At 49.6% G+C, this 21,719-nt stretch carries 14 protein-coding genes, 3 tRNA genes and 1 pseudogene; 4 read left to right on the top strand and 14 right to left on the bottom strand.

What is annotated here, in order from left to right; all coding sequences use genetic code 11:
• Positions 1-107: 107 nt before the first annotated feature.
• Positions 108-1,091, bottom strand: a complete 984-nt coding sequence (locus J5A66_RS00880) for a hypothetical protein (protein ID WP_211790616.1) — start codon at positions 1,089-1,091, stop codon at positions 108-110.
• 512 nt (positions 1,092-1,603) lie between these two features.
• Positions 1,604-3,319, bottom strand: coding sequence for a Na/Pi cotransporter family protein (locus J5A66_RS00875; RefSeq protein WP_211790615.1), 1,716 nt, complete (start codon positions 3,317-3,319; stop codon positions 1,604-1,606).
• An 88-nt stretch (positions 3,320-3,407) separates the two neighbouring features.
• On the opposite strand from J5A66_RS00875, the gene J5A66_RS00870 reads away from it, so the two are divergent.
• Positions 3,408-5,069, top strand: a complete 1,662-nt coding sequence (locus J5A66_RS00870) for a nucleoside kinase (RefSeq protein ID WP_211790614.1) — start codon at positions 3,408-3,410, stop codon at positions 5,067-5,069.
• Positions 5,070-5,430: 361 nt separating this feature from the next.
• On the opposite strand, the gene J5A66_RS00865 is transcribed toward J5A66_RS00870, so the two are convergent.
• Complete coding sequence (locus tag J5A66_RS00865) at positions 5,431-5,961, bottom strand: DUF6646 family protein (protein ID WP_211790613.1); 531 nt, start codon at positions 5,959-5,961, stop codon at positions 5,431-5,433.
• 10 nt (positions 5,962-5,971) lie between these two features.
• A complete protein-coding gene (locus J5A66_RS00860; RefSeq protein WP_211790612.1) occupies positions 5,972-7,420 on the bottom strand; it encodes a hypothetical protein in 1,449 nt (482 codons plus the stop codon).
• Positions 7,421-7,573: 153 nt separating this feature from the next.
• Here J5A66_RS00860 and dusB point away from each other — a divergent pair, with 153 nt between their 5' ends.
• Positions 7,574-8,560: a tRNA dihydrouridine synthase DusB gene (gene dusB, locus J5A66_RS00855; RefSeq protein WP_211790611.1), complete on the top strand. Its 987-nt coding sequence runs from the start codon at positions 7,574-7,576 to the stop codon at positions 8,558-8,560.
• On the opposite strand, the gene J5A66_RS00850 is transcribed toward dusB, so the two are convergent.
• The 4 genes from J5A66_RS00850 to J5A66_RS00835 all read right to left on the bottom strand — a co-directional run bounded on the left by J5A66_RS00850 (position 8,551) and on the right by J5A66_RS00835 (position 11,408).
• Entirely contained in the window at positions 8,551-8,955 is a 405-nt protein-coding gene (locus J5A66_RS00850; RefSeq protein ID WP_211790610.1) for a hypothetical protein, read from the bottom strand. The genes dusB and J5A66_RS00850 overlap by 10 nt on opposite strands.
• Complete coding sequence (gene gyrB, locus J5A66_RS00845) at positions 8,927-10,900, bottom strand: DNA topoisomerase (ATP-hydrolyzing) subunit B (protein WP_211790609.1); 1,974 nt, start codon at positions 10,898-10,900, stop codon at positions 8,927-8,929. Before gyrB ends, J5A66_RS00850 begins: the two co-directional genes overlap by 29 nt.
• A 157-nt stretch (positions 10,901-11,057) precedes the next feature.
• Entirely contained in the window at positions 11,058-11,312 is a 255-nt protein-coding gene (gene rpsT, locus J5A66_RS00840) for a 30S ribosomal protein S20 (protein ID WP_211790608.1), read from the bottom strand.
• 24 nt (positions 11,313-11,336) lie between these two features.
• Positions 11,337-11,408 (bottom strand) — tRNA-Glu (locus tag J5A66_RS00835).
• A gap of 169 nt (positions 11,409-11,577) precedes the next feature.
• Between J5A66_RS00835 and recO the strand changes: the two genes are divergently transcribed.
• Positions 11,578-12,303 (top strand): DNA repair protein RecO, encoded by a 726-nt coding sequence (gene recO / locus J5A66_RS00830; protein WP_211790607.1) that lies wholly within the window; start codon positions 11,578-11,580, stop codon positions 12,301-12,303.
• Between the two features lie 137 nt (positions 12,304-12,440).
• Here recO and J5A66_RS00825 read toward each other — a convergent pair.
• Positions 12,441-12,513: transfer RNA gene (locus J5A66_RS00825), tRNA-Phe, on the bottom strand.
• Positions 12,514-12,771: 258 nt separating this feature from the next.
• Between J5A66_RS00825 and J5A66_RS00820 the strand changes: the two genes are divergently transcribed.
• Positions 12,772-12,844, top strand: a tRNA-Pro gene (locus J5A66_RS00820).
• Between the two features lie 447 nt (positions 12,845-13,291).
• Here J5A66_RS00820 and dgt read toward each other — a convergent pair.
• The 5 genes and pseudogenes from dgt to speA all read right to left on the bottom strand — a co-directional run bounded on the left by dgt (position 13,292) and on the right by speA (position 21,616).
• Positions 13,292-14,629 (bottom strand): annotated as a pseudogene (gene dgt / locus J5A66_RS00815) (dGTP triphosphohydrolase).
• Between the two features lie 13 nt (positions 14,630-14,642).
• Positions 14,643-17,870 (bottom strand): S41 family peptidase, encoded by a 3,228-nt coding sequence (locus tag J5A66_RS00810; RefSeq protein ID WP_211790606.1) that lies wholly within the window; start codon positions 17,868-17,870, stop codon positions 14,643-14,645.
• Between the two features lie 739 nt (positions 17,871-18,609).
• On the bottom strand, positions 18,610-19,092 hold the full coding sequence (locus tag J5A66_RS00805; protein WP_211791381.1) for a pyruvate ferredoxin oxidoreductase: 483 nt from the start codon (positions 19,090-19,092) through the stop codon (positions 18,610-18,612).
• Positions 19,082-19,594 (bottom strand): RNA polymerase sigma factor, encoded by a 513-nt coding sequence (locus tag J5A66_RS00800; RefSeq protein ID WP_211790605.1) that lies wholly within the window; start codon positions 19,592-19,594, stop codon positions 19,082-19,084. The genes J5A66_RS00805 and J5A66_RS00800 overlap by 11 nt, the downstream gene beginning before the upstream one ends.
• Positions 19,595-19,723: 129 nt before the next feature.
• Positions 19,724-21,616: a biosynthetic arginine decarboxylase gene (speA, locus tag J5A66_RS00795; RefSeq protein WP_211790604.1), complete on the bottom strand. Its 1,893-nt coding sequence runs from the start codon at positions 21,614-21,616 to the stop codon at positions 19,724-19,726.
• Positions 21,617-21,719: the final 103 nt, after the last annotated feature.

Genomic DNA, 21,719 nt, shown 5'->3' with positions numbered 1-21,719 from the left:
ACGAAAGACAAATCGTTGGGTTCATCGGCTCGAAAGGTTCATAGATTTCCTATCCAATAGGCCTGAGAGCAACCTGGAACGCCTTCCTGTCGGCACTCCATGTCGGCCTATTGCAATAGTTTGTCCAGGACGTTCAGATGCGTCTTGTCAGTACAATACTTTGTTTTATACAGCTCATACAGAGGCGTAACGCGCTCCAACTCTTTACCATTGCGCACAAAGTTCACCAAGAGCTGATAGAGCACGGCATCTCTCTGGGCTCCATCGTAAAACGAAGCCAGCTCTTTATACATCTCTTCCAACTGTTGCGGAACGGTGTATGCCTGGCCCTTAGCCACGGCTTTTTTCTCGTTTTCGTAGAAACAATAACGCATCAAGAAGCTCACATACTCCGGATGGCACAACGCACCCTCGCTCTTGCGCAGCTTCACGCCATCCATCAGCTTCCAGTAATCTCCTATTCCCTGTTCCTTAACAGGCGTTTTTCGTGTCTCGGCATACATCTGCGGGTATTCCATATACGAGGTATAGGCAGCCGCCTCGGCACCGGCCAGGATATAATCGGCGGCCGTGGGTGTGAGCGCCTGTTTCTCTTTCTCTACCATTTGTTGCACTTTGGCCAGCAGCTGTCTTGAGTCTTCAATGCGTTGTTGGGGTTTCACATCTACCACGATGCAGGCCAACAACTGGTTTTTATACCGCATCTGCTGTTTCAACTCCACGATGCTGCGCAGCAAACGATTAGCTGCCACCGCCAGAGGACTACCGCCGAACGTCACCTCCGACAGTCGTTTCTCGTCATATCTCACCACAGCATGGATGCTGTCTCCCGGCAAGAGCAGCACATCTGCCTGCCCATTGATGAGCATACACACCGGGGTTTGCGTTTGGAAAGAATACAAATGCTCGTCGCCGGGGTTGGTATGAAACTCCGCATTGTAAAACGGCGACTGCACGCAATCGAAATAAACCATGTCGCGACGGTAGCCATAGACCTCTGCACTCAAAGTGGTTTTCACCTGTGCGATGCTTGTCAACGCACCGCTTAGCAACATTCCCAAAAGAAGATACACCTTTTTTCTTGTCATCATTCGTGTTTTAAGGGTTCAGAAAAATGATTATTTATTATGCTTTTGCACAAATTGCAGACATCTTTTCTTAGCAAGGGCCTGCAAGGGTAACAAATAGAAGCATTTCTTATCGACGGGCTAAAATTACAATGTTTATTCATTCGTTGTTTTCTTTTTGTATTAAAAAATATTAATTATCAAGCCTTTATGTTGTATAACATATTTCCCTTCCTATTTCAAACAGGTGTTAAGGCACACAGCTCAAAGCCATTGCTCCCAGGCTTTTTCTTCTTCGTTTTTCAAAAGCTAAGAAAACGCATGGCAAAAGCTAAGAAAATGAAGTGCAAAAGCTAAGAAAATGGGATCTAAAAGCTTAGCTTTTGCAGAATCAGGAGGGAAGAAGTAAAGCATCACTGGTCTGCCCTCGCCTATAAAACTGCACAAAACAAGCCCCGACAAGCCAAAAAGAGACTTGCCGGGGCTGGATTGGAGAGTTCTCGAACGGAGACTAAGGGAGAGCTGTCTTCGTGAGTTTAAGCCTCATGACGACGGGTGCCCATGCGCGCTTCCACCACATTGACAACATAATCGCCCAGTTTTTCACACTCGTTGATGATGTCCATATACATCGTTCCGAGGGTATAGGTATACTCATGGTTGTCGATGTCGGTGAGATTTTGCGTGCGCAGCTGGTTGCGATAGTTGTTGATTTCGTTCTCGATGTTGAACGACCGGTTGGCGTCTACATTCTCCTTGCGCCCATTCACAATGATGTTCATCTGCGAGAGACTGTCGTCGGTGAGTTCGAACATCTGGTGAATGCGTTCGTATTGATGCTCGGTAAAGTCTTCCTTCGAGTTTTCGAGTCGGCTGATGGTGCGAGCCAGGTTGTAACAGCTGTCTCCGATGCTCTCGAGTTCGGAAATTTCGCGCATCATGTCTCGTATCTTGCCCTTCGTTTCGTCGCTGAGGTGGGCGTCGCTCACCTGACTCAGATACTTAGCAATCTCCAATTCCATGTTGTCCGATATGCTTTCGTATTTCTCGATGCGCGAGTAGAGCTTCACAAACTTCGATTCCTCGCGCGTTCCGAGCAGTTCACGCACCATACCGAACATGCGTTGGATGCGCTCGGCAAAGGAAGTGATCTCCTTTTGAGCCTCGAGCACCGACAGTTCGGGCGTTTTCATGATGCCAGCCTGTATGAAACGCAAGCGAAATTCTTCTTCTTCGTCTTTCTTTCCCGACTGAATAGCCCAGCAAGCCACTCGTTCCAACTGCGGAATCAGCCAAATCAGAATGAAGGTATTGAAGAGATTGAAACACGTATGGAAAGCGGCCAGGATGATAGGGATCTTCATCGAAAACTCGTGCACAGAAAGATGAGAGGTCGCAGGGTCGTAACCCACGATGCGGCACACGCCGTTGACGAAGGGATAGAACACGCAAAGCACCCAAATCACTCCGAAAACATTGAACAGCAGATGGGCAAAGGCTGCCCGCCGGGCCTGCGTGTTGGCTCCCAAAGCGGCCAGATTGGCCGTGGCTGTCGTGCCGATGTTCTCTCCCATCACAAGAGCGATGCCCAGATAGATGGGCAGCACGCCGGTGGAACACAAGAGAATGGTGATGGCCATCACTGCTGCCGACGACTGAACCATACAGGTGATGATCGTTCCGATGAGCAAAAAGATGAGGATCGTGAAGTAGCTGTTGACGTCGAACGACCTAAAGAAGTCGATCACGCCCTGGTTGTGTTGCAAGTCCAGTGCTTTTCCGGTGTCGCTAAGCAATACCAGACTGAAGAAAAGAAAGGAAATGCCGAAAAGAAAATCGCCTTTGTAGCGGTGTTTGCGAGAATAGATGAGCGCAATACCTACTAAAAAGGCGGGAAAAACAAAGTTCGTAAGGTCTATCGAATAGCCTAATGACATGATCCAGGCCGTGAATGTGGTGCCGATATTGGCTCCCATGATGACCGATATGGCTTGTGCCAGCGTCAGCAGACCGGCGTTGACGAAGGAAACGGTCATCACTGTCGTGGCCGAAGACGACTGGACGGCGCAGGTAATGAACGTTCCGGTGAGCATTCCGGTGAATCGATTGGTGGTCATTGCACCGAGAATGTGTCGCAGTTGCGAGCCGGCCATCTTCTGTAAGGCCTCGCTCATGATTTTCATACCATAGATAAGCAAGGCCAAAGCTCCTGCTATCCTGAAAAAAAACATTAAATAATCACTTGTCTGCATAAAATAATAATATGTGAATAGGGCATGTTTGGGTGTTCGCTTCGTATGTGATAACTTTATGCGCTATAATCTCTAACAATCCAATTAGATGAAACAAGTTGTACAAGTTCGATGCAAAAATAATAAAAAAACGGTAAAAGTGCCAACGGGAAGTACACTTTATGACGTTTTTTACGAATTAAATTTGACGATGCCTTTTGGCCCGGTGAACGCTAAAGTCAACAATAAAGTGGAGGGAATGCACTACCGTCTTTATCACAACAAAGACGTGGAGTTTCTCGATTTGCATGCTCCCTCTGCCTCACGGGCCTATACCCGCACCTTGTTCTTCGTGCTTTGCAAGGCCATTCACGACTTGTATGCGGGCAGCGAGGTGGTGATCGGCATCCCAGTGAGCAACGGTTATTATGTGAACTTGCAGATGGGGCGACCCGTCAGCCCAGAGGATGCCGGCCGAATTCGCGCCCGTATGCAACAACTCATCGATCAACGCATCCCCATCTCTCGCCACGAAACCACCACCGAGGCTGCCATCGACATGTTTCGCACCAAGGGAGACGAGGCCAAAGTGAAACTCCTCGAGACCATCGGCACACTCTACACCACTTATTATCAGCTCGACGATTATGTGGATTACTACTACGGATCGCTGCTCACCAACACCGGTAACCTGCATTTGTTCGGTTTGGAGCAATATTACGACGGCTTGTTGCTGCGTGTGCCCTCGCTGGCTGATCCCTCGCAGCTGGGCGAACTGGTGAGGCAAGACAAGATGTTCGAGATTTTTAAAGAACATCATCGCTGGCAAAACATCCTCGGCATCTCCACCGTGGGCGACTTCAACCGAGCCGTGGCCAAGGGTTTCAGCACCGATCTGATCAACGTTTCCGAGGCTTTGCAAGAGAAAAAAATTGCTCGTATCGCCGATGAAATCGCTCAAAAAGAGGGCGTAAGGATGGTGTTGTTGGCCGGTCCGTCGTCGTCGGGCAAAACAACCACCTGCAAAAGGCTCTCCATTCAGTTGCTGACCAACGGCATCCGGCCGGTGCAGATCTCGCTGGACGACTACTTCGTAGACCGCGAATGCACGCCCCGAGATACCTCTGGCGAACTGGATTACGAGAGTCTCTACGCCCTGAACATTCCTTTGCTCAACCAACAGCTCTCTGCACTCTTCCGTGGAGAGGAAATCGAGATGCCGCACTATAACTTTGTGACGGGCAAAAGCGAACCTGGCGGCCGCCGACTGCGGTTAGACGCGCGCAGCATCCTGGTGGTCGAGGGCATCCACGCCCTCAATCCCGAGCTTACAGCTCAGATTCCCGAAGCTCAAAAGTATCGTGTCTACGCCTCAGCCCTGACAACCATCCTCTTAGACGACCACAATTATATCCCCACCACCGACAATCGACTGCTCCGCCGCATCGTTCGCGACTACAAATACCGGGGCGTTTCGGCTGCAGAAACCATCCGTCGGTGGCCCAGCGTTCGTGCCGGAGAGAACAAATGGATATTTCCTTACCAGGAAAATGCCGATGTCATGTTCAACACGGCCATGCTTTTCGAGCTGGCCATCCTCAAAACGCAAGCCGAACCTCTGCTCGAACAAGTGCCCGAAAACTGCGACGAATATTCCGAAGCCTATCGTCTGCGCAAGTTTCTCCGTTATTTCGCCCCCATGCCCTTCGGCCAATTGCCCCCTACTTCTTTGCTCCGCGAGTTTCTTGGCGGCAGTTCGTTTAAATATTAATCTGAGAAATAAGGAGGAGGGAAGTAAGTCGTAAAGAGAGGGGAGAGAAGTAGGATGTTCTAAACGCTAAGAAAACGATGTGCAAAAGCTAAGAGATGGCATTGCAAAAGCTAAGAAAACGCACCTCGTTTTCTTAGCTTTTGAGGAGTAAGGAGGGAAGCAGTAAGGGGGAGACTCTCCATACAGACAAAATCGATGCGATTGATATGCTTTCCGATGCCTGATAGAACGTGTTTGTTCGGAATCTGCAATGGGGCTGCGATACGATGGTATGGAGCTAAAAAAAGGGGGCCCTCACCCTGCCTATCAGGTGAGAGGCCCCCTTGAAGACTCAACCGCGGGGATGGAGTGAGGCAGGGATTCAGAAACTAAAGGTGAGCCCTGCCGACAGACCTAACCGCCGGGTGTAGAGCGAGGCATGGTCGGTGCTGGAGTGAAAAGTGCGCAGAGGGTTGTATTGGGCTTCGCAATAAAGGCCGAAAGTCTCGCTGAAGTTATAGCGAAGACCCGTCTGGAGGCCTACAATTTGCAGTCCGGCCACTACGCCACTGTAAATATCCATGCTCTGAGGCAGCTTCAAAGGTTCTGCCCAATGAAAGTTGAGGTGAAACGACATGTCGGCACAGTCCATAAATTTAGGTGCGTCGCGATCGGCTTCTTTCCCGATAAAGAGCATATTGAGCTGTGCACCATACGAGAAATAGTCGGAAAGTCCCTGATCGTAGCCCAGTTCGGCTCCCGATTTTCCACCCACATTCATATAGCCGGCATAGATTTTGAAGTCGGCATCGCCGTCGTAGGCCTGCGCTTGCGCCTTGATCGGGAGGAGAAGGCACAGCGTGAGCAGGCAGACGAGGCGGAGGGCGATTCGCTGTAGAAGGGTTGTTGCCATGTTCTTGTTCTTATTTAATGGTATATTTGGTGATGGAGAACACTTTACGACGGTCGCCCGTGTCGCGGTTTTTCACCACCTGCGTGCTGTAGAGAATAAAGTTTTCGTCATACCAGTGGAGTGTTCCCGAGTCTCTCACTTTCTTGACGTCCTCGTCTTCGTTGTCGGTCTCCATCAGTTCGGCCTTCTTTTCCTGAATCACCGTTCCGTCCGAGTTTTTGAAGAGCTTGGAAAGGAGTCGCTTGCCGTCGGCATAGATGAGGTTGACGTTGTTGCCCTTAAATCCTGTCGAGATGAATCGCTTTACATACATGGGTTTCTGTTTGGGTTTCATCTCGAAGCAGTTGTCCCAAAGCAGGTTGCTTTCTGCGTCGAATTTGGCCAGGACGGCGTGTGTATAGGCATATCCGTCGAAGACGGTGGTCGACATATTGCCCATTTGCATGGTGCGATAGGTGGGGTAATAGGCCTCGCCCAGGTAGAAATAGTCTTTGCCATCGGTCATGATTCGGTGCGAGGCCATGAGATATTTCAGGGCGTATTCCTTGCCGGATTTCTCGGCTTTTTCTTTCTTCCGTTCTATTTTGGCCTTGCGCCGGTCGCTCATATACTCGGTGAAGTTTTTCAGATCGAGGAAGTTGAGGCACTTTAAATTCTTGAATTGCCAGTTGTCCAGCTGCGAGAAATAAATGCCCTGCGCTCCACCTTTCTTTTCTTTGGTGTAGGTTCCGGTGATGAAAAAGCGGTTGCCGGCCTTGGAGATGGAGGCTGTCAGGAGGGTTTCGGCCACGTCTTTGGTGAGGTTGGAGGTGCCGAGCTGGTTGCCTTTCATGTCGATACGGGCCAGATACATCTCGGTTTCTACCTTCACAAGGGCGTAGATGGTGTGATCAATCACGGTTTGTAGCAGAATAAAGACGTTGCGGTCTTTCACTCCGTCGAAGTGCATATCGGTGAACCGACTCTCGCCTGTCTTCAAATCGACGATGCCGATGCGGTCTAACTTCTTCTGTGTGGAGCTGAACACCATCATTCCGTCTGAGATCACTAAGTTGCGCATGCTGCCTTTGCGGGTATACTCGCTGTCGGTGATCTTGGTTTTCTTAGTTTTGGTGTCGAAAGCCAACACCAAAAAGGTGCCATCGCTCTCGCGAAGGATGGCATAACTCACGCCGCCGTCGTAAACGGAGTCGTAGAAATACATGTCTTTGTCCACCTGGACGGAGTCGGTGAAGAGTGGTTTGAGGTCGGTAGAGAAGTATTCGGTCTTGAAAAACCGCTTTCCTTTCTCCGATTTTCGGGCAAAGGAGTAGACCAAGAGCCCCTGCTGGCCGATGGGAGCTACCACTTGATCTTCGTAATCGCCTTTGTGGGGGTATTCAATGCGCCCCGTCACTTGTGCAAAAGCACTCTCTAATTGCAGGCAAAAGGCTATTGCCATCCATAAAAATGTCTTCATTGTGATTTGTTTTTTTATCAATTGATGCTGCAAATGTAACCTATTTCTTAACGTCTGACAACAAAAACGACGGGAAATGCGATGGAAACCCACCGATATGGGTGGAATTTCCGGCGCGAATCATTCTGCAAAAAAAGCCTTACCTTTGCACGCATGAAAATAGGAGATATCGAATTTGGACCTCATCCGCTCTTTCTGGCACCGATGGAGGATGTTACCGATATTGGGTTTCGGCTGCTTTGCAAACGCTATGGGGCGGCGATGGTCTACACCGAGTTTGTAAGTGCGGAGGCATTGATCAGGTCGGTGAAGTCGACTGTGGGCAAACTCGCCATCAGCAACGAGGAACGACCCGTTGGTATCCAAATCTATGGCCGCGATGTGCCGTCGATGGTCGAGGCTGCACAGATCGTTGAGCAGAGCCAACCGGATGTAATCGATCTCAACTTCGGGTGTCCCGTGAAGAAAGTAGCGGGCAAAGGCGCGGGGGCAGGTATGCTTCGCAATGTGCCGCTGATGCTGGAGATCACGCGAGAGGTGGTCAAAGCGGTGAAAACGCCTGTGACGGTGAAGACGCGTTTGGGATGGGATGCGGAGGAAATGATCATTGGAGATTTGGCCGAAAAACTGCAAGACTGCGGCATTCGGGCTCTCACGATCCACGGACGCACACGTTCGCAGATGTATACCGGCAGGGCCGACTGGTCGTTGATTGGCGAGGTGAAACGCAATCCGCGTATGCACATCCCCATTATCGGTAACGGTGACATCACGTCGGCCGAAGAGGCTAAGCGTGCTTTCGACGATTATGGCGTGGATGCGGTCATGGTGGGGCGGGCTACGTTCGGCCGTCCATGGGTGTTTCAAGAGATGAACGACTTGATCGAGGGGCGACCGACCGATCCGTTGCTTACCCTCGACCGAAAGATCGACCTGCTCGAGGAGCAGCTCCGCATCAATATCGAACGCATAGACGAGTATCGTGGCATTCTACATACACGTCGTCACTTGGCCGCCAGTCCGATTTTTAAGGGCATTCCCGACTTTAAACAGGTGCGCATCGCCATGTTGCGGGCTACGAAGGTCGACGAACTGATGGCGATTCTGGAAGATTGTCGGGCGCGATTGACTCAAAAATAGGCTTCCACCCCTGGTAGATGGGCCGTATCGGCTAAAAAATGAGCTTCTACACCCGTAGATTTGCAGAACCGGCAACAGAATGAGCTTTCTGCACCCGTAGATTGATCAAACCGGCAAAGAAATGAGCTTTCTCTACCCGTAGATTGATCAAACCGGCAAAAGGATGGGCTTTCTACACCCGTAGATTGATCAAACGGGCAACGGAATGAGCTTTCTACACCTGCAGAAAGAGAAAAACGATGGATGGGTTCTTCCAAAATGCTGAGGAATTGCTGAAAGAGGGAGGATTGGTTGGCTGATAAAGGCAAGAAAAAAGGAGATGACTGCTGGGTCATCTCCTTTCTTTTTCGTTTTGTTTGCTTTGCCTTACGCGTCGATATTGGCGTATGTGGCATTCTGTTCGATAAACTCGCGGCGCGGTTCTACGTCATCTCCCATCAGCATCGAGAAGATTTCGTCGGCTTCGGCAGCGTTCTGGATGGTGACTTGCTTCAATAGACGCGTACTGGGATCCATCGTTGTTTCCCACAACTGCTCGGGGTTCATCTCTCCAAGACCTTTATATCGCTGCACGTGAATGCTTTTGTTGTCTTCCTGTCCCTCGCCGTATTTGTCGATAAAGGCCTGTCGCTGCTGTTCGTTGTAGCAATATTCTTTCACCTTGTTTTTGTAAGTGCAGAGGTAAAGCGGCGGGGTGGCGATGTAAAGATGCCCTTCTTGAATGATGCGGGGCATGAAACGGTAGAAGAGCGTCATGATGAGCGTGTCGATATGCGAACCATCGACGTCGGCATCGGTCATGATAATGATTTTATCGTAACGCAGTTTGTCGATGTTGGCCTCTTTGTCGTCTTCGCCTTCGACGCCGAAACGTACGCCGATACTCTGAATAATGTTCATCACCGATTCGGCTTCGAACACTTTATGCCATTGCACTTTCTCTACGTTGAGGATTTTTCCTTTCAGCGGAAGGATAGCTTGCGTGTAGCGATCGCGGCCTTGCTTGGCCGAACCGCCTGCCGAATCGCCCTCGACAAGGAAGATTTCGGAAGTCTTTGGGTCTTTGTTCGAGCAGTCGGCCAGCTTTCCGGGCAGTCCGCCTCCCGACATCGGGTTCTTCCTCTGTACGCTTTCGCGTGCCTTTCGTGCTGCGATGCGCGCCGTAGCGGCCAGTATCACCTTGTCACAAATCTGTTTTGCCTCTTTGGGATGTTCTTCCAGATAATATCCCAAAGCCTCTCCCACGGCCTGTTGAACGGCTCCCGAGACTTCACTGTTGCCCAGTTTGGTTTTCGTCTGACCTTCGAACTGCGGCTCGGCTACCTTAATTGAGATGACGGCCGTGAGCCCTTCGCGAAAGTCTTCGCCTGCGATTTCGATTTTCGATTTCTCGATCTGCTTGGAGATAACGGGGTCGCTGTCGGCATAAGCCTTGAGTGTGCGGGTCAAGGCCATGCGGAATCCGGTGAGATGGGTACCTCCCTCGATGGTGTTGATGTTGTTGACATAGGAGTGAATGTTCTCGCTGTAGTCGGTATTGTACATCACAGCCACCTCGATAGGAATGTTCTGCTTCTCGGTTTTGAGATAGATCACATCGTCGAAGAGATGCGTGCGATGACGGTCCACATAGCGAACAAACTCTTTCAGTCCGTCTTTGGCATGGAACGTCTCGGTCTTTGTTTTGCCGTTTTCATCAAGACGAAGATCGGTGAGCGTAATTTTCACACCCGCATTCAAGTAAGCCAGCTCGCGCATTCGCGACGCAATAATTTCCCATTTATAGGTAGTGGTCGTAAAAATCTTCGGATCTGGCCAGAACTGCTGACGGGTTCCGCGCAGCGTTGTCTCGCCAACCACCTTGACGGGATAAAGAGGTTTACCCTGTTCATATTCTTGTTGGTAGATCTTTCCATCGCGAAACACCTGCGACTTCATGTGGCTGGACAGGGCGTTGACACAGCTCACGCCCACGCCATGCAAGCCTCCGCTCACCTTATACGAGCCCTTGTCGAACTTACCTCCTGCGTGTAGCACCGTCATCACCACCTCTAAGGCCGATTTATGCAGCTTTTCATGCTCGTCAACAGGGATTCCTCGGCCATCGTCTTGCACGGTGATCGAGTTGTCTTCGTTGATGGTCACTTCTATATTCGTACAATAACCCGCCATCGCCTCGTCGATAGAGTTGTCCACCGTCTCGTTGACCAAATGATGTAAACCCTTTTCGCTGATGTCGCCAATATACATTGCAGGGCGTTTGCGCACGGCCTCTAAGCCTTCAAGCACCTGAATATTACTGGCGGAGTAATTGTTCTCGATGTTCTGTTGTTCTGCCATTGTCTTGTTTCAAATTATTAGTATGCAAAGATACGAAAAAGTAATGAATGCAAAAAATCTTATGTTGATAAAAAGGATGCCGTTTTCAGGAGAAACAAAAAGTCGCAGTTCTCTCGAACCGCGACTATATATCGTTTGCCAATAAGCCTCAGAGAAGTTATCCCAGCTTATGGATATGCAGAGCCAAACTCGATTTCAGATTGGCAGCTTTGTTCTTATGGATAATGTTGGTTTTCGCCAATTTGTCTAACATCTTTTGCACAACAGGATACAGTTTCACTGCTTCTTCCTTGTCGGTAAGTGCACGTAGCTTGCGAACAGCATTACGCATGGTCTTCGCATAATACTTATTGTGCAGAGTTCTCGTCTTTGTCTGACGTATTCTCTTGATTGATGATTTGTGGTTTGCCATCTCTTATGTTCTTTTATTTTTCTGTAGTCCCTAGGAGAGTCGAACTCCTCTTTAGAGAATGAAAATCTCTCGTCCTAACCGATAGACGAAGGGACCAGTGTTTAATTGCGGATGCAAAGGTACGCACTTTTCTATTATCCGCCAAACTTTTGATATACATTTTTCTCTAAGCAACTGATTTTTCGTACTTTTGCAGCCATGCAGACTGCACTTGCGCACCAATGATCGAGTCTGTATCGCTTTTTTCCGCACCAATTCTCAACGGATGCTCATCAAAACCCATGCCGTCGTGTTGCACTCTTTCAAATATGGGGAGACACAACTCATCACCGACCTTCTCACCGAGGAGCTCGGGCGACTTTCTTTTATCAATAACATCCCCCGATCGGCAAGAGGAAAGGTAAAGAAACAGTTTTTCCAGCCACTCACTCTCTTAGAAATAGAGTTCGACTATCGGTCGAAAAACCGTCTGCAACGCATCCGCGACGTCCGAATGGCTTATCCTTTTTCCACCATTCCTTTTGATGCGGCCAAACTTTCTCTCTCTCTCTTTATGGCCGAATTTCTCTCTTATGCCACCCGCGACGAGCAAAAGAACCTCGCCTTATATAAATATGTAGAGACGAGCATTCGATGGTTGGACAGTGCCAGACGACAGTTTGCCAATTTCCATTTGGTCTTTATGATTCGCCTGTCGCGCTTTTTAGGTTTTTATCCCAATCTCGACAACGATCAAAGAGGCTGTTTTTTCGATCTGCGCAATGGTTGCTTCACGACCGTCTTGCCGCTCCATCCCGATTTTCTCACCGCCGAAGAGACCTCTAAAATTTCTCTTCTGATGCGCATGACGCCCGATACGATGCATCTTTTTGCCATGTCGCGCCACGAGCGCAACCGTTGTGCGGAGATCGTTTTGTTTTTTTATCGCTTACACATCCCCAATTTTCCCGAACTGAAATCTTTCGAAGTTTTGAAAGAACTCTTTGGATAAAGCGTCGGAGTACGATAAAAAGGCATCCTTTATAAAGGATATGTGGATAAAAGAAAAAGTGTCATAACTCCTTCAAGTTATGACACTTTGCTTTTGTTTTGCAACTCTTCTACGGTTATGCTTCAGAGTTTTGCGAGTGGTGCCACCAGGAATCGAACCGGGGACACAAGGATTTTCAGTCCTTTGCTCTACCAACTGAGCTATGGCACCTTGCTTGTTTGCGGGTGCAAAGATAGGAATAAAATCTGGGTGCCGCAAATTTTCGGATGCTTTTCTTCAACATTTTTAGGTAGACTGTGCGGGATGGGAGTTTCGACGCAGGTCATTTAAGGGCTGTTTTCTTCAACATTTTTAGGCAGAATGCATATTATTCAGATTTTTGGCGTATCTTTGCACCGCAATATCGCAAGGCAAGAAGATGCGTTTCGCGTTTTTAATGGTTTTGAGTGATTGCTTTTTAGATGGCATCGGGATGTAGCGCAGTTGGTAGCGCACTACGTTCGGGACGTAGGGGTCGGGCGTTCGAGTCGCCTCATCCCGACAGATGCAAAGACGAAGGGGTTGATCATCAACCCCTTTTTCTTTTTCTTAGATGTCCTTGTTCAGTGAGAAGCTGTTTCTTTAGAAGGAAAAACAAGGGAGGAATGATGATCGGATGCATCCTCATTCGGGCTCCAGCGTTATTCAGAACCGTCTTTCTTACCCCTCCTTGTTGAAGAGTTGATCGGATAAACGCAGAAGGTTCCTTTCTCAAGGAGCGGCATCAGCTCTGCCATCTCTTAGCTTTTGGCGTGCAAAAGCTAAGAAAATGCAAGGCGAAAGCTAAGAAAACGCGATGCAAAAGCTAAGCTTTTGCATCGCGTTTTATAAGTCGCTGATAACAAGAAAGATAGAGAGACGTTTGGGAACGTTCTTCGTTGCTTTCTCGGTTCGTCCTCTTTGTCCGACTGTTTCTTTACTCCATTCGATGCCGAACGAGAGATACAGACTATACGATGGGAAGGGAAATGCCGTTGATTTTTTGATAGATGTCGAGCGCAAAGATATCGGTCATACCGCTGATATAGTCGATCACGGCTTGGATTCGTGTCTCCAGACAGTCGCTTTTGATGTCGTACTGACTGCTGAACCGCTGAATCAGTTGTTGGGAATAGTAGCGTTCGGGATGGGTGGCAGCCTCTATCAAAGCCGATAGCAGGGTTTCCATGATTTTATAGCCACTCAGTTCTACGTCGAGCACAGGTTTGCTGTTGTATATTTTCTGTTTGGACACGGCTGCACAGTGGAGATAAGCCTCGCGCTCGAGCGGTGCGATGTGCTGAACGAGGCTACCTTCAAAGGTGCCGGCGAGTATCTTTTCTTCATTTTCTACAAAGGTTTCCACGCACCGTCGCTCCAAGAGTCCGATGACGCAAGCCCGCATATAGACCACTTTCTCGTGGATGTCGGTCACGCCCTCGTCTTCGATTCGCTGTCGGATTCGCGTTTTCTGTCTCTCGTCGAAGAAGCCCAGGAGCAGCGATTCGGTCTCTTCATAGGTCAGGATTTTGAGTTTGTGCGAGTCTTCTATGTCCATTATCTCATAGCAAATGTCGTCGGCTGCCTCGACAAGATAGACCAATGGATGGCGAGCGCAGTGCAAAGGCTCTCCGGGAGCCGACAGACAAAGAACGCCCAACTCATGGGCTATCTTTCGATAGGCTGCTTCTTCTGAGGCGAAAAAACCGAATTTGCTTTTCTTTCCGGCCCAACTACTCGAGAAAGGATACTTAACGATGCTGGCAAGGGTGGTATAAGTCATCACAAAACCGCCTTCTCTGCGCCCGTTAAAACGATGGGTGAGCAGGCGAAAGGCATTTGCATTGCCTTCGAAGCGGGTGATGTCGTTTCAAAAAGCGGCACTGACATCGCCTTGAAGCTTCTTTCCCGCTCCTTCGGTGAAGAACGTCTGTATGGCCTTTTCGCCGCTATGACCGAACGGTGGGTTGCCCATGTCGTGTGCCAGACAGGCTGCACTGACGATGGTTCCGATTTCTTCGAAAAGCGTGTCTTTGAGTTCGGGATGTCGTTGTTTGAGTGCCTGTGCCACGTCGTTGCCCAATGACATGCCCACCGATGCCACTTCCAAACTGTGAGTGAGCCTGTTGTGCACAAAAACACTGCCCGGAAGCGGGAAGACTTGTGTTTTGTTTTGCAGTCTTCTGAAAGGGGCCGAGAAGATCAATCGGTCGTAATCGCGTTTAAATTCCGAACGATCGTCGTGCCGTTCGGGGTGTTTGTCTTCCTGTCCTAATCGTTTATTCGATATCAACTGTTTCCAATCCATGGCCGTCTTCTTCTTATTTCAACCCCTTCATCATTTCTTCGACCGCCTTTTCCAATTGTCGATCATGCCCGTTGAGAAGATCTTCGGGCGTGTTATACACCTCGATATCGGGATTGAGCTGTGTATTCTCGCCGTAATGGCCGTGCATATCGCGACAGCCCACTTGCGGAATGCCGAAGACAAGACTGTTGTCGAGCAGCGTTTCCCACCATACCGCTGTCATTGTGCCCGCCACCGGTGTACCGATGAGCTTGCCAATGCCCAGCTCTTTGTAAACCCACGGGAAACCATGACCGTTGCTATAGTCGTCTTCACAGATCATGACGCACGACGGTTTCAGCCATTTGTTGTACGGATCGCTCCCTACATACCGGCCGTTGGGCACGAATTGCTGGTATTCTTTCCCGCTGAGCAGCGTACAAAGGTCGTCGTGCAGCCAGCCACCGCCATTGTGTCGCTCGTCGACAATCACCGCTTCGCGTTGTCGATTCTGATCGTTGAGCAGCTCACTGTACACTTCTCGGAAGCTCGGACTATTCATTGCCTTTACATGTACATAGGCCAAGCGTCCTCCAGAGAGGCTATCTACGAGCTGACGGTTGCGTTCCACCCACCGTTTATAGAGCAACTCCTGCTGTTCTCGCAGGCTAATGGGTTTGATTATGACATCGAAGCGTTTCTTTTCTTTTGGGTTGAAGATCGAAACACGAAGTGGTCGGCCTGCCTTTCCATCAAGAAGGTGGTTGTAGTCTTTGCCTTTGAGAATGGGTTCGCCGTCTATCCGCTCGATGATACAGCCGGATGACACGCCGGTGTTTCGTATAGCGAACGGTCCTCGCTTGATTACCTCTTCTATTTTCAGGCCGTCGCCGTCGTAATTGTTATCGAAGAACAGGCCCAGGGCTGCCGTTTGCAGTTTAGCTCCTGAGTAAAAGTAGCGCGCACCGGTGTGAGAAGCATTCAGTTCGCCCAGCATCTCGCTCAGCATATCCTTGAAATCGAAGTTGTTGTTGATGTAAGGCAGAAAGCGTTCGTAGGCTTTTCGATAGTCCTCCCAGTCTACTCCGTGCAGAGTCGGTTCGTAAAACTTATCTTTTACCTGCTGCCAAACGTGATGGAAGAGATACTCCCGTTCGGCGTAAGGCTGGTAATTGAAACGTGCTTCGAACTCGACAGACTTGCTGGAACCCTTTGCCAGGTCGATGTTCTTGATGGCTTGGCGGGTGCAGAGATAGAGATGTTGAAACTTCCGGTCGGCCACGAAACCACCACCGCCCACATCTTTCATCACGATAGCGGTTTTGTTTTCTTTGATTTCGCGCTTCCACAGGTCGTAACCACCCTCGAAAGCGGCCTGATAATATAAGGTATCGCCGCCGGGACTCAAGATAGCGTCACCCAAGTGCGAAGAGTTGACCGTGAGACGAACCACTCTATCGCGACAATTCTCTAAATCGAACTCCAACGGTTTGATCTTTTCCGTCTTCTTTTTATTGGTAGCGGCAGTGTCTTTATCGGTTTCTTTCTCGGTTTTCCCTTTCTTTTTGTCTGTCTCGGAAGCCTTCAGTCGCTCGCATTCTTCCTTATCCATGCGGAAGCGTTCATAGGCATCGAGATCGAAGAACATGATGTACACATCGCGTTCGGCTCCCCAAGAGCCATGACTGCGATAGCCGGCGCGGTCGCTGACGAAGGTCATCGCTTTACCACCGAGCACCCATTGTGCATTGCCATCGCTGTATCCGCTCTGCGTGAGATTGTGAATCTCGCCCTTGCCGTCGGCTTTTACGAGGGCGATGTCAGGACTATTCCAACCGCCCGTACCGATATAAGAACTCAAAAGCCAACGACTGTCGGGGCTCCATCTGAAACCAATGTCGCCATCGGCATACGAATAGACATATTTTCCCTCCATCACCGTGCGCACTTCTCGGCTTTTCAAGTCGAGCACGCGCAGTGTAGAGCGGTCTTCAAAGAAAGCAATCGACTTGCCATCGGGACTGAATTGCGGTTGTTGCGACGTGCGAGTGCTTTTCACCAGTTGTTCTTCCTCCAGTTCGGTGGCATAAACAAAGCCTTGCTCCTCTTTCTTTTTAAGGCGGGTTTGATAGATTTGCCATAGTCCGTTTCGCTCCGAAGCATAGACGATGCTCCGCCCGTCGGGTGCAAAATCGATGTCTCTTTCCTGCTGGGGTGTATTGGTCAGCTGCTTCGTTGTTTTGTAGTCGATCGATGTGACATAGACATCTCCGTGCAGAACGAAGGCGATCTCCTTACCGTCGGGCGAGAGCGCGATCTCCCGGGCACCGCTGGTGAGCGTCTGTCGGTCGAGCACTCGGTCGGTGCGGTCGGTGAGTATCGTCACCTGTAGCTTAGTGGGCTTCGCGCCCTCTCTGACCGTATAGATCTCTCCGTCATAGCCATAACACAGCATACCATCGGTAGAGGCCGTGAGAAAACGCACGGGATGGCTCTGGTGATGGGTGATTTGTACCTTGCCCGAGCCATCGATGCCACGGCGATAGATGTTGAACGTGCCATCCTCCTCGCTCAGATAGTAATATGACTTGCCGTCGGCTGCCCACACGGGTGTGCGATCTTCGCCGTTGAAAGACGTGAGTCGGGTGAATCGGTCGTGGCTTTTCAGCCAAATATCTCTTGCGATGGGCGATCGATGATGCTTTCTAAAGGGGTCTTCATAGCCTTTTTGGTCGTGGTAGAGCAGGTCGCCGCCGGGCCCCACGCTCACGTCCATCATCGGCAGAGCTGAGAACAGACGCGGCCTGCTGCCGTCGATGTCCACCTCGTAGACCTGCGGAAAGACGTTACTGGCAAAGAAAATCGATTGTGCCGTGGGCATCTCTACCGCCGTATAGAGCACCGTGTGTGCGTCTTTGAAAGCCATCGGCATTTCGTCGCCGCTGTGAGTGGTGAGCCGCAGGGGTGTTCCGCCGTCTCGATTCATCACATACACGTCCATGCTTCCTTCGCGGGTAGAGGCGAAAGCCAGTCGTTTGCCGTCGGGACTCCACACGGGATGGGCGTCGTAGGAGGCGTTAGTGGTGAGTTGTCGGGCTGTTCCACCGGTAGAGGGCACGGTGAAGAGGTCGCCTTGATAGGAGAAAGCAATCGTTGTTCCGTCGGGTGAGATGGCGCAATGGCGCATCCACAACGGAGCGTTCTGTGCCTGCACGGATGCCGAAAGGGCCAAGGCAACGAGGGTAAGGAAAGTTTTCATCATTCGAGGTGGTTTTTATGAATTTTTGTTCTCACATTTGCAAAAATACGATTTTTATCCGGATGCTGTTCTTTTTACAAAAGATTTTTATGCCTTTCTCTTGGTTTTCCCGGTTATTTAGACTCATAACCAACCTTATAAGGGTGGGTCTATTTCCCCGTCTGCTTGAGGCTTTTCTTAATTACACTTACACAGACCAATCCTCATGCGGTTGTTTGCACAAAAGAATTTGAAAAGAATCTTAGGCATCGGTAAGTATCTGATTTTCATAAAGTTACAAAACGGATTTCAAAAGCTAAGAAAACGAGATGCAAAAGCTAAGAAAACGCATGACGAAAGCTAAGAAAATGCACGTCAAAAGCTAAGAGAATAAGTAGTAAGGAGAGAAGGAATAAGTAGTAAGGAGGAAAGTAGTAAGGAGTAATTAGAGAAGGAGTCAGGAGTAAGGAGAGAGGTGATCGGTAATAAGGGAAGAACGAGTAAGTTGTAGGGAGGGAAGTAGTAGACAAGTTGCGATGACAAATGTCTCTGTAGGGGTTGATCTGCTGGCATAAAAAACGTTCCCAATAATCTCACACTCGCATAAGAGATCTGCCTCGCTATCCAAACGAAAGGCCGCAAGTTCTAAAGAACTGCGGCCTTTTGCCTAACATTATATGTTATGAAAAATTTGAGAGAATGAGAGACTTCACAGCCTCATGTCGTTTTACTAAACATTTTATAGAGAAAGCATAGAAAAATTTCATTTGATGATGCTGCCGGGAACCGCCTGAAAGACGGCTTTTTGCAGCGTGTCGGCAACGGCCGAATCGCCCATGGCCACGGAGGCTCCTTTTTCCACTTTGTTGTATCCTGCCTGACCGACGGGGGGATTTTGCGGAGTCTCGAACGACTCTTGTGCGGCATTTCCCAGGGTGAGGAAGATGGCTACAACGGCTGCAGCCCTGAACAAAGGCATGAACCGCTGTGTCAGTGTGACGCGTTTGGTTGTTGCTGTGGCGGGCTCTTCTTCTTCAATCATGGAGAGAAGGCGGCGGTCGAAGTCGATGCCCAACATCTTCTGGCTCGTCTCTTGTCTTTGGTAAACAAAGAGAGACTGATAGGGACGCAGAACTTCCGGCACGTCTTTCTGTGCGAAAAACGCGCGCAGGATGCCTTCTTCTTCGAGAGAAGTCTCGCCGTTCCAATAGCGTTCCAAGAGTTGTTCGATGTATTTATAATCCATCATTGTCGAATTGTTTAAACTTTTGTTTAATGGTTTGCCTTGCTCTGAAGATGTTGACTTTCACCTGCTCTTCGGTGATTTGTAGGATGTGGGCAATCTCTTTGTAGGTTTTCCCCTCGAAATCCCTCAGCTGCATGCAGCTTTTTTGCTTCTCGGGCAAGGCGTTGACGAGGTTTTTGATGAAGCGGAGCCTATCGTTTTTCCACATCTCCTCGTAGGGATTGGATGATGGGTCGGGGCTTTCAGCATAGCCGTCTTCCAGCGAATGGCTGCTGCGACTGTGCTTTTTCAAGCTGTCGAGCGAGAGGTTGCGACATACGGTGAGGCTGAAAGCCTCGATGGAGTCGATCTCTTGCCATTTGTCTCGCTTGTTCCAGACCTTTATCAGCGTGTCTTGCACGATGTCTTCGGCATCGTTTGCATTGAGCGTTATGCGGAGGGCGAGCCTGTAGAGCTTGTCCTTGAGGGGCAAAACGTCGTTGCGAAAGCTGATATGATTCATCTCTATCTCTGTTATAAGTGACGATTGGAGGGGTAAATGGTTACATGCATAAATATTTTTTAACCATTAAACGGGAGTAATTGTCCCTTTCCCGATCAGTGGGAAAGGGACTGGAGGAGGACTGTCGTCTTATTCTAAATAGGTGTAACCGTAAAGTCCCGAGCGATAGTTGGAGAGAAATTCTTTGCCTTCTTCGAGCGAAATCTTTCCTTGCTTTACGCTCTTGGTGACCCATATCTCGAGTTGTCGCACCAGTTTTTTGGGGTTATACTGCACGTAGGCCAAAACTTCTTCCACGGTTTCGCCGTCGAAGATCTGGTCGATGTGGTATTGTCCGTCTTTCACCGATACGTGTACGGCGTTGGTATCTCCGAAAAGGTTGTGCATATCGCCAAGAATCTCTTGATAAGCTCCTACGAGAAAGACACCGAGATAGTAGGGTTCGGTTTTCTTCAAAGTATGAACGGGCAGCACATGAGAGATGTGTCGATTGGTGACGAAGTTGGCAATCTTGCCGTCACTGTCGCAGGTGATGTCTTGAAGGGTGGCATTGCGGGTGGGACGTTCATCGAGTCGCTGGATGGGAACGATAGGAAAGAGCTGATCGATGGCCCAACTATCGGGCAGAGATTGGAAGAGAGAGAAGTTGCAAAAATACTTGTCGGCCAGGAGTTTGTCCATGTTACGAAGCTCTTCGGGCACGTGTTTGAGGCCTTTCGATAAGGTGTTGATTTCCCGACACACGCTCCAGTACATGCTTTCTATCTCTGCTCGCGTGCGAAGGTCTACCAGTCCGTGTGCGAAAAGGTCGAGTGCTTCTTCCCGAATCTGCTCGGCATCGTGCCAATCTTCGAGCATCGAACGCGAATTGATGTTATCCCAAATGTCGTAAAGGTCTTTGACGAGTTGGTGTTCGTTGTCGGAGGGTTCGAATTCTTCCTTCATTTCGGGCAGGGTAGCGGTCTCTAAGACGTCGATAACCAAGATGCTGTGGTGTGCGGTGAGCGATCGGCCACTCTCGGTGATGATATTCGGATGGCCGATGCCGTTCTTATTGGCTGCGTCGACAAAGGTATAAATACAGTCGTTGACGTATTCTTGAATGGAATAGTTGACCGAACTCTCGCTGCTGGGCGAGCGTGTACCGTCGTAATCCACACCCAATCCGCCACCACAGTCTACAAAATCGACGTCGTACCCCATCTTATGAAGCTGCACATAGAACTGGGAGGCCTCGCGAAGGGCTGTCTGGATGCGGCGTATCTTCGTGATTTGCGACCCGATGTGGAAGTGGATGAGCTTGAGACTGTCGTGCAATCCTTTCTGATCGAGCAACTCCAGGGCCTGCAAAAGTTCGCTGCTGGTGAGCCCGAATTTGCTGGCATCGCCACCGCTTTCTTCCCATTTGCCCGACCCGGAAGAAGCTAATTTGATGCGAATGCCGAGGTTGGGACGCACGTTCAGTTTTTTGGCGGCACGCGCAATGAGGTCGAGTTCGTTGAGTTTCTCTACCACGATGAAGATGCGTTTGCCCATTTTTTGTGCCAAAAGAGCCAGTTCGATGTAACTTTGGTCTTTGTATCCATTGCAGATAATGAGCGAATCGCTTTGGCATTGCACGGCAATGACGGCGTGAAGTTCGGGCTTCGACCCGGCCTCTAATCCTAAATTGAATTTCCGACCGTGAGAAATGATCTCTTCGACAACGGGCTGCATCTGGTTCACCTTGATGGGATAGATGACGAAGTTCTCGCCTTTGTAATCATATTCTTTCGCTGCCTGGCGGAAACAACTGGCTGTTTTCTCGATACGACTGTCGAGAATATCGGGGAAACGCAGAAGTACCGGCGGCGTTACGTCGCGAAGTGCCAGCTCGTCCATCACATCGCGCAGATCGATTTCTACGTTATCCTTGCATGGTGAAACGTAAACGTCGCCCCGTTCGTTGATTCCGAAAAACGAAGTTCCCCATCCATTGATGTTATACAGTTCCTTCGAGTCGTCAATAGTCCATTTCTTCATTTCTTCTTCTGTGGGTGTTTTATACTTCTTTTATTGGTGATTGCTGTTTTTTTTGATCGTTATTCCCCGTTTTTGGGTGGGCGAAGGAGGTTCCTCCAACCAT

This window comes from Prevotella sp. oral taxon 475 (genome assembly GCF_018127805.1).
In the GTDB taxonomy this organism is placed as follows: domain Bacteria; phylum Bacteroidota; class Bacteroidia; order Bacteroidales; family Bacteroidaceae; genus Prevotella.
Note: the sequence above shows the minus strand (reverse complement) of the source record. Positions and strands in the feature narration are given on the sequence as shown.

Excerpts from the sequence above, each read along its gene's own strand:
- rpsT (WP_211790608.1), bottom strand. The coding sequence starts at position 11,312 with ATGGCAAACCACAAATCATCAATCAAGAGAATACGTCAGACAAAGACG.
- J5A66_RS00865 (WP_211790613.1), bottom strand. The coding sequence starts at position 5,961 with ATGGCAACAACCCTTCTACAGCGAATCGCCCTCCGCCTCGTCTGCCTG.
- recO (WP_211790607.1), top strand. The coding sequence starts at position 11,578 with ATGCTCATCAAAACCCATGCCGTCGTGTTGCACTCTTTCAAATATGGG.
- J5A66_RS00860 (WP_211790612.1), bottom strand. The coding sequence starts at position 7,420 with ATGAAGACATTTTTATGGATGGCAATAGCCTTTTGCCTGCAATTAGAG.
- J5A66_RS00875 (WP_211790615.1), bottom strand. The coding sequence starts at position 3,319 with ATGCAGACAAGTGATTATTTAATGTTTTTTTTCAGGATAGCAGGAGCT.
- J5A66_RS00805 (WP_211791381.1), bottom strand. The coding sequence starts at position 19,092 with ATGGATTATAAATACATCGAACAACTCTTGGAACGCTATTGGAACGGC.
- J5A66_RS00850 (WP_211790610.1), bottom strand. The coding sequence starts at position 8,955 with ATGCCACATACGCCAATATCGACGCGTAAGGCAAAGCAAACAAAACGA.
- J5A66_RS00870 (WP_211790614.1), top strand. The coding sequence starts at position 3,408 with ATGAAACAAGTTGTACAAGTTCGATGCAAAAATAATAAAAAAACGGTA.
- J5A66_RS00810 (WP_211790606.1), bottom strand. The coding sequence starts at position 17,870 with ATGATGAAAACTTTCCTTACCCTCGTTGCCTTGGCCCTTTCGGCATCC.
- dusB (WP_211790611.1), top strand. The coding sequence starts at position 7,574 with ATGAAAATAGGAGATATCGAATTTGGACCTCATCCGCTCTTTCTGGCA.
- J5A66_RS00880 (WP_211790616.1), bottom strand. The coding sequence starts at position 1,091 with ATGATGACAAGAAAAAAGGTGTATCTTCTTTTGGGAATGTTGCTAAGC.
- gyrB (WP_211790609.1), bottom strand. The coding sequence starts at position 10,900 with ATGGCAGAACAACAGAACATCGAGAACAATTACTCCGCCAGTAATATT.
- speA (WP_211790604.1), bottom strand. The coding sequence starts at position 21,616 with ATGAAGAAATGGACTATTGACGACTCGAAGGAACTGTATAACATCAAT.
- J5A66_RS00800 (WP_211790605.1), bottom strand. The coding sequence starts at position 19,594 with ATGAATCATATCAGCTTTCGCAACGACGTTTTGCCCCTCAAGGACAAG.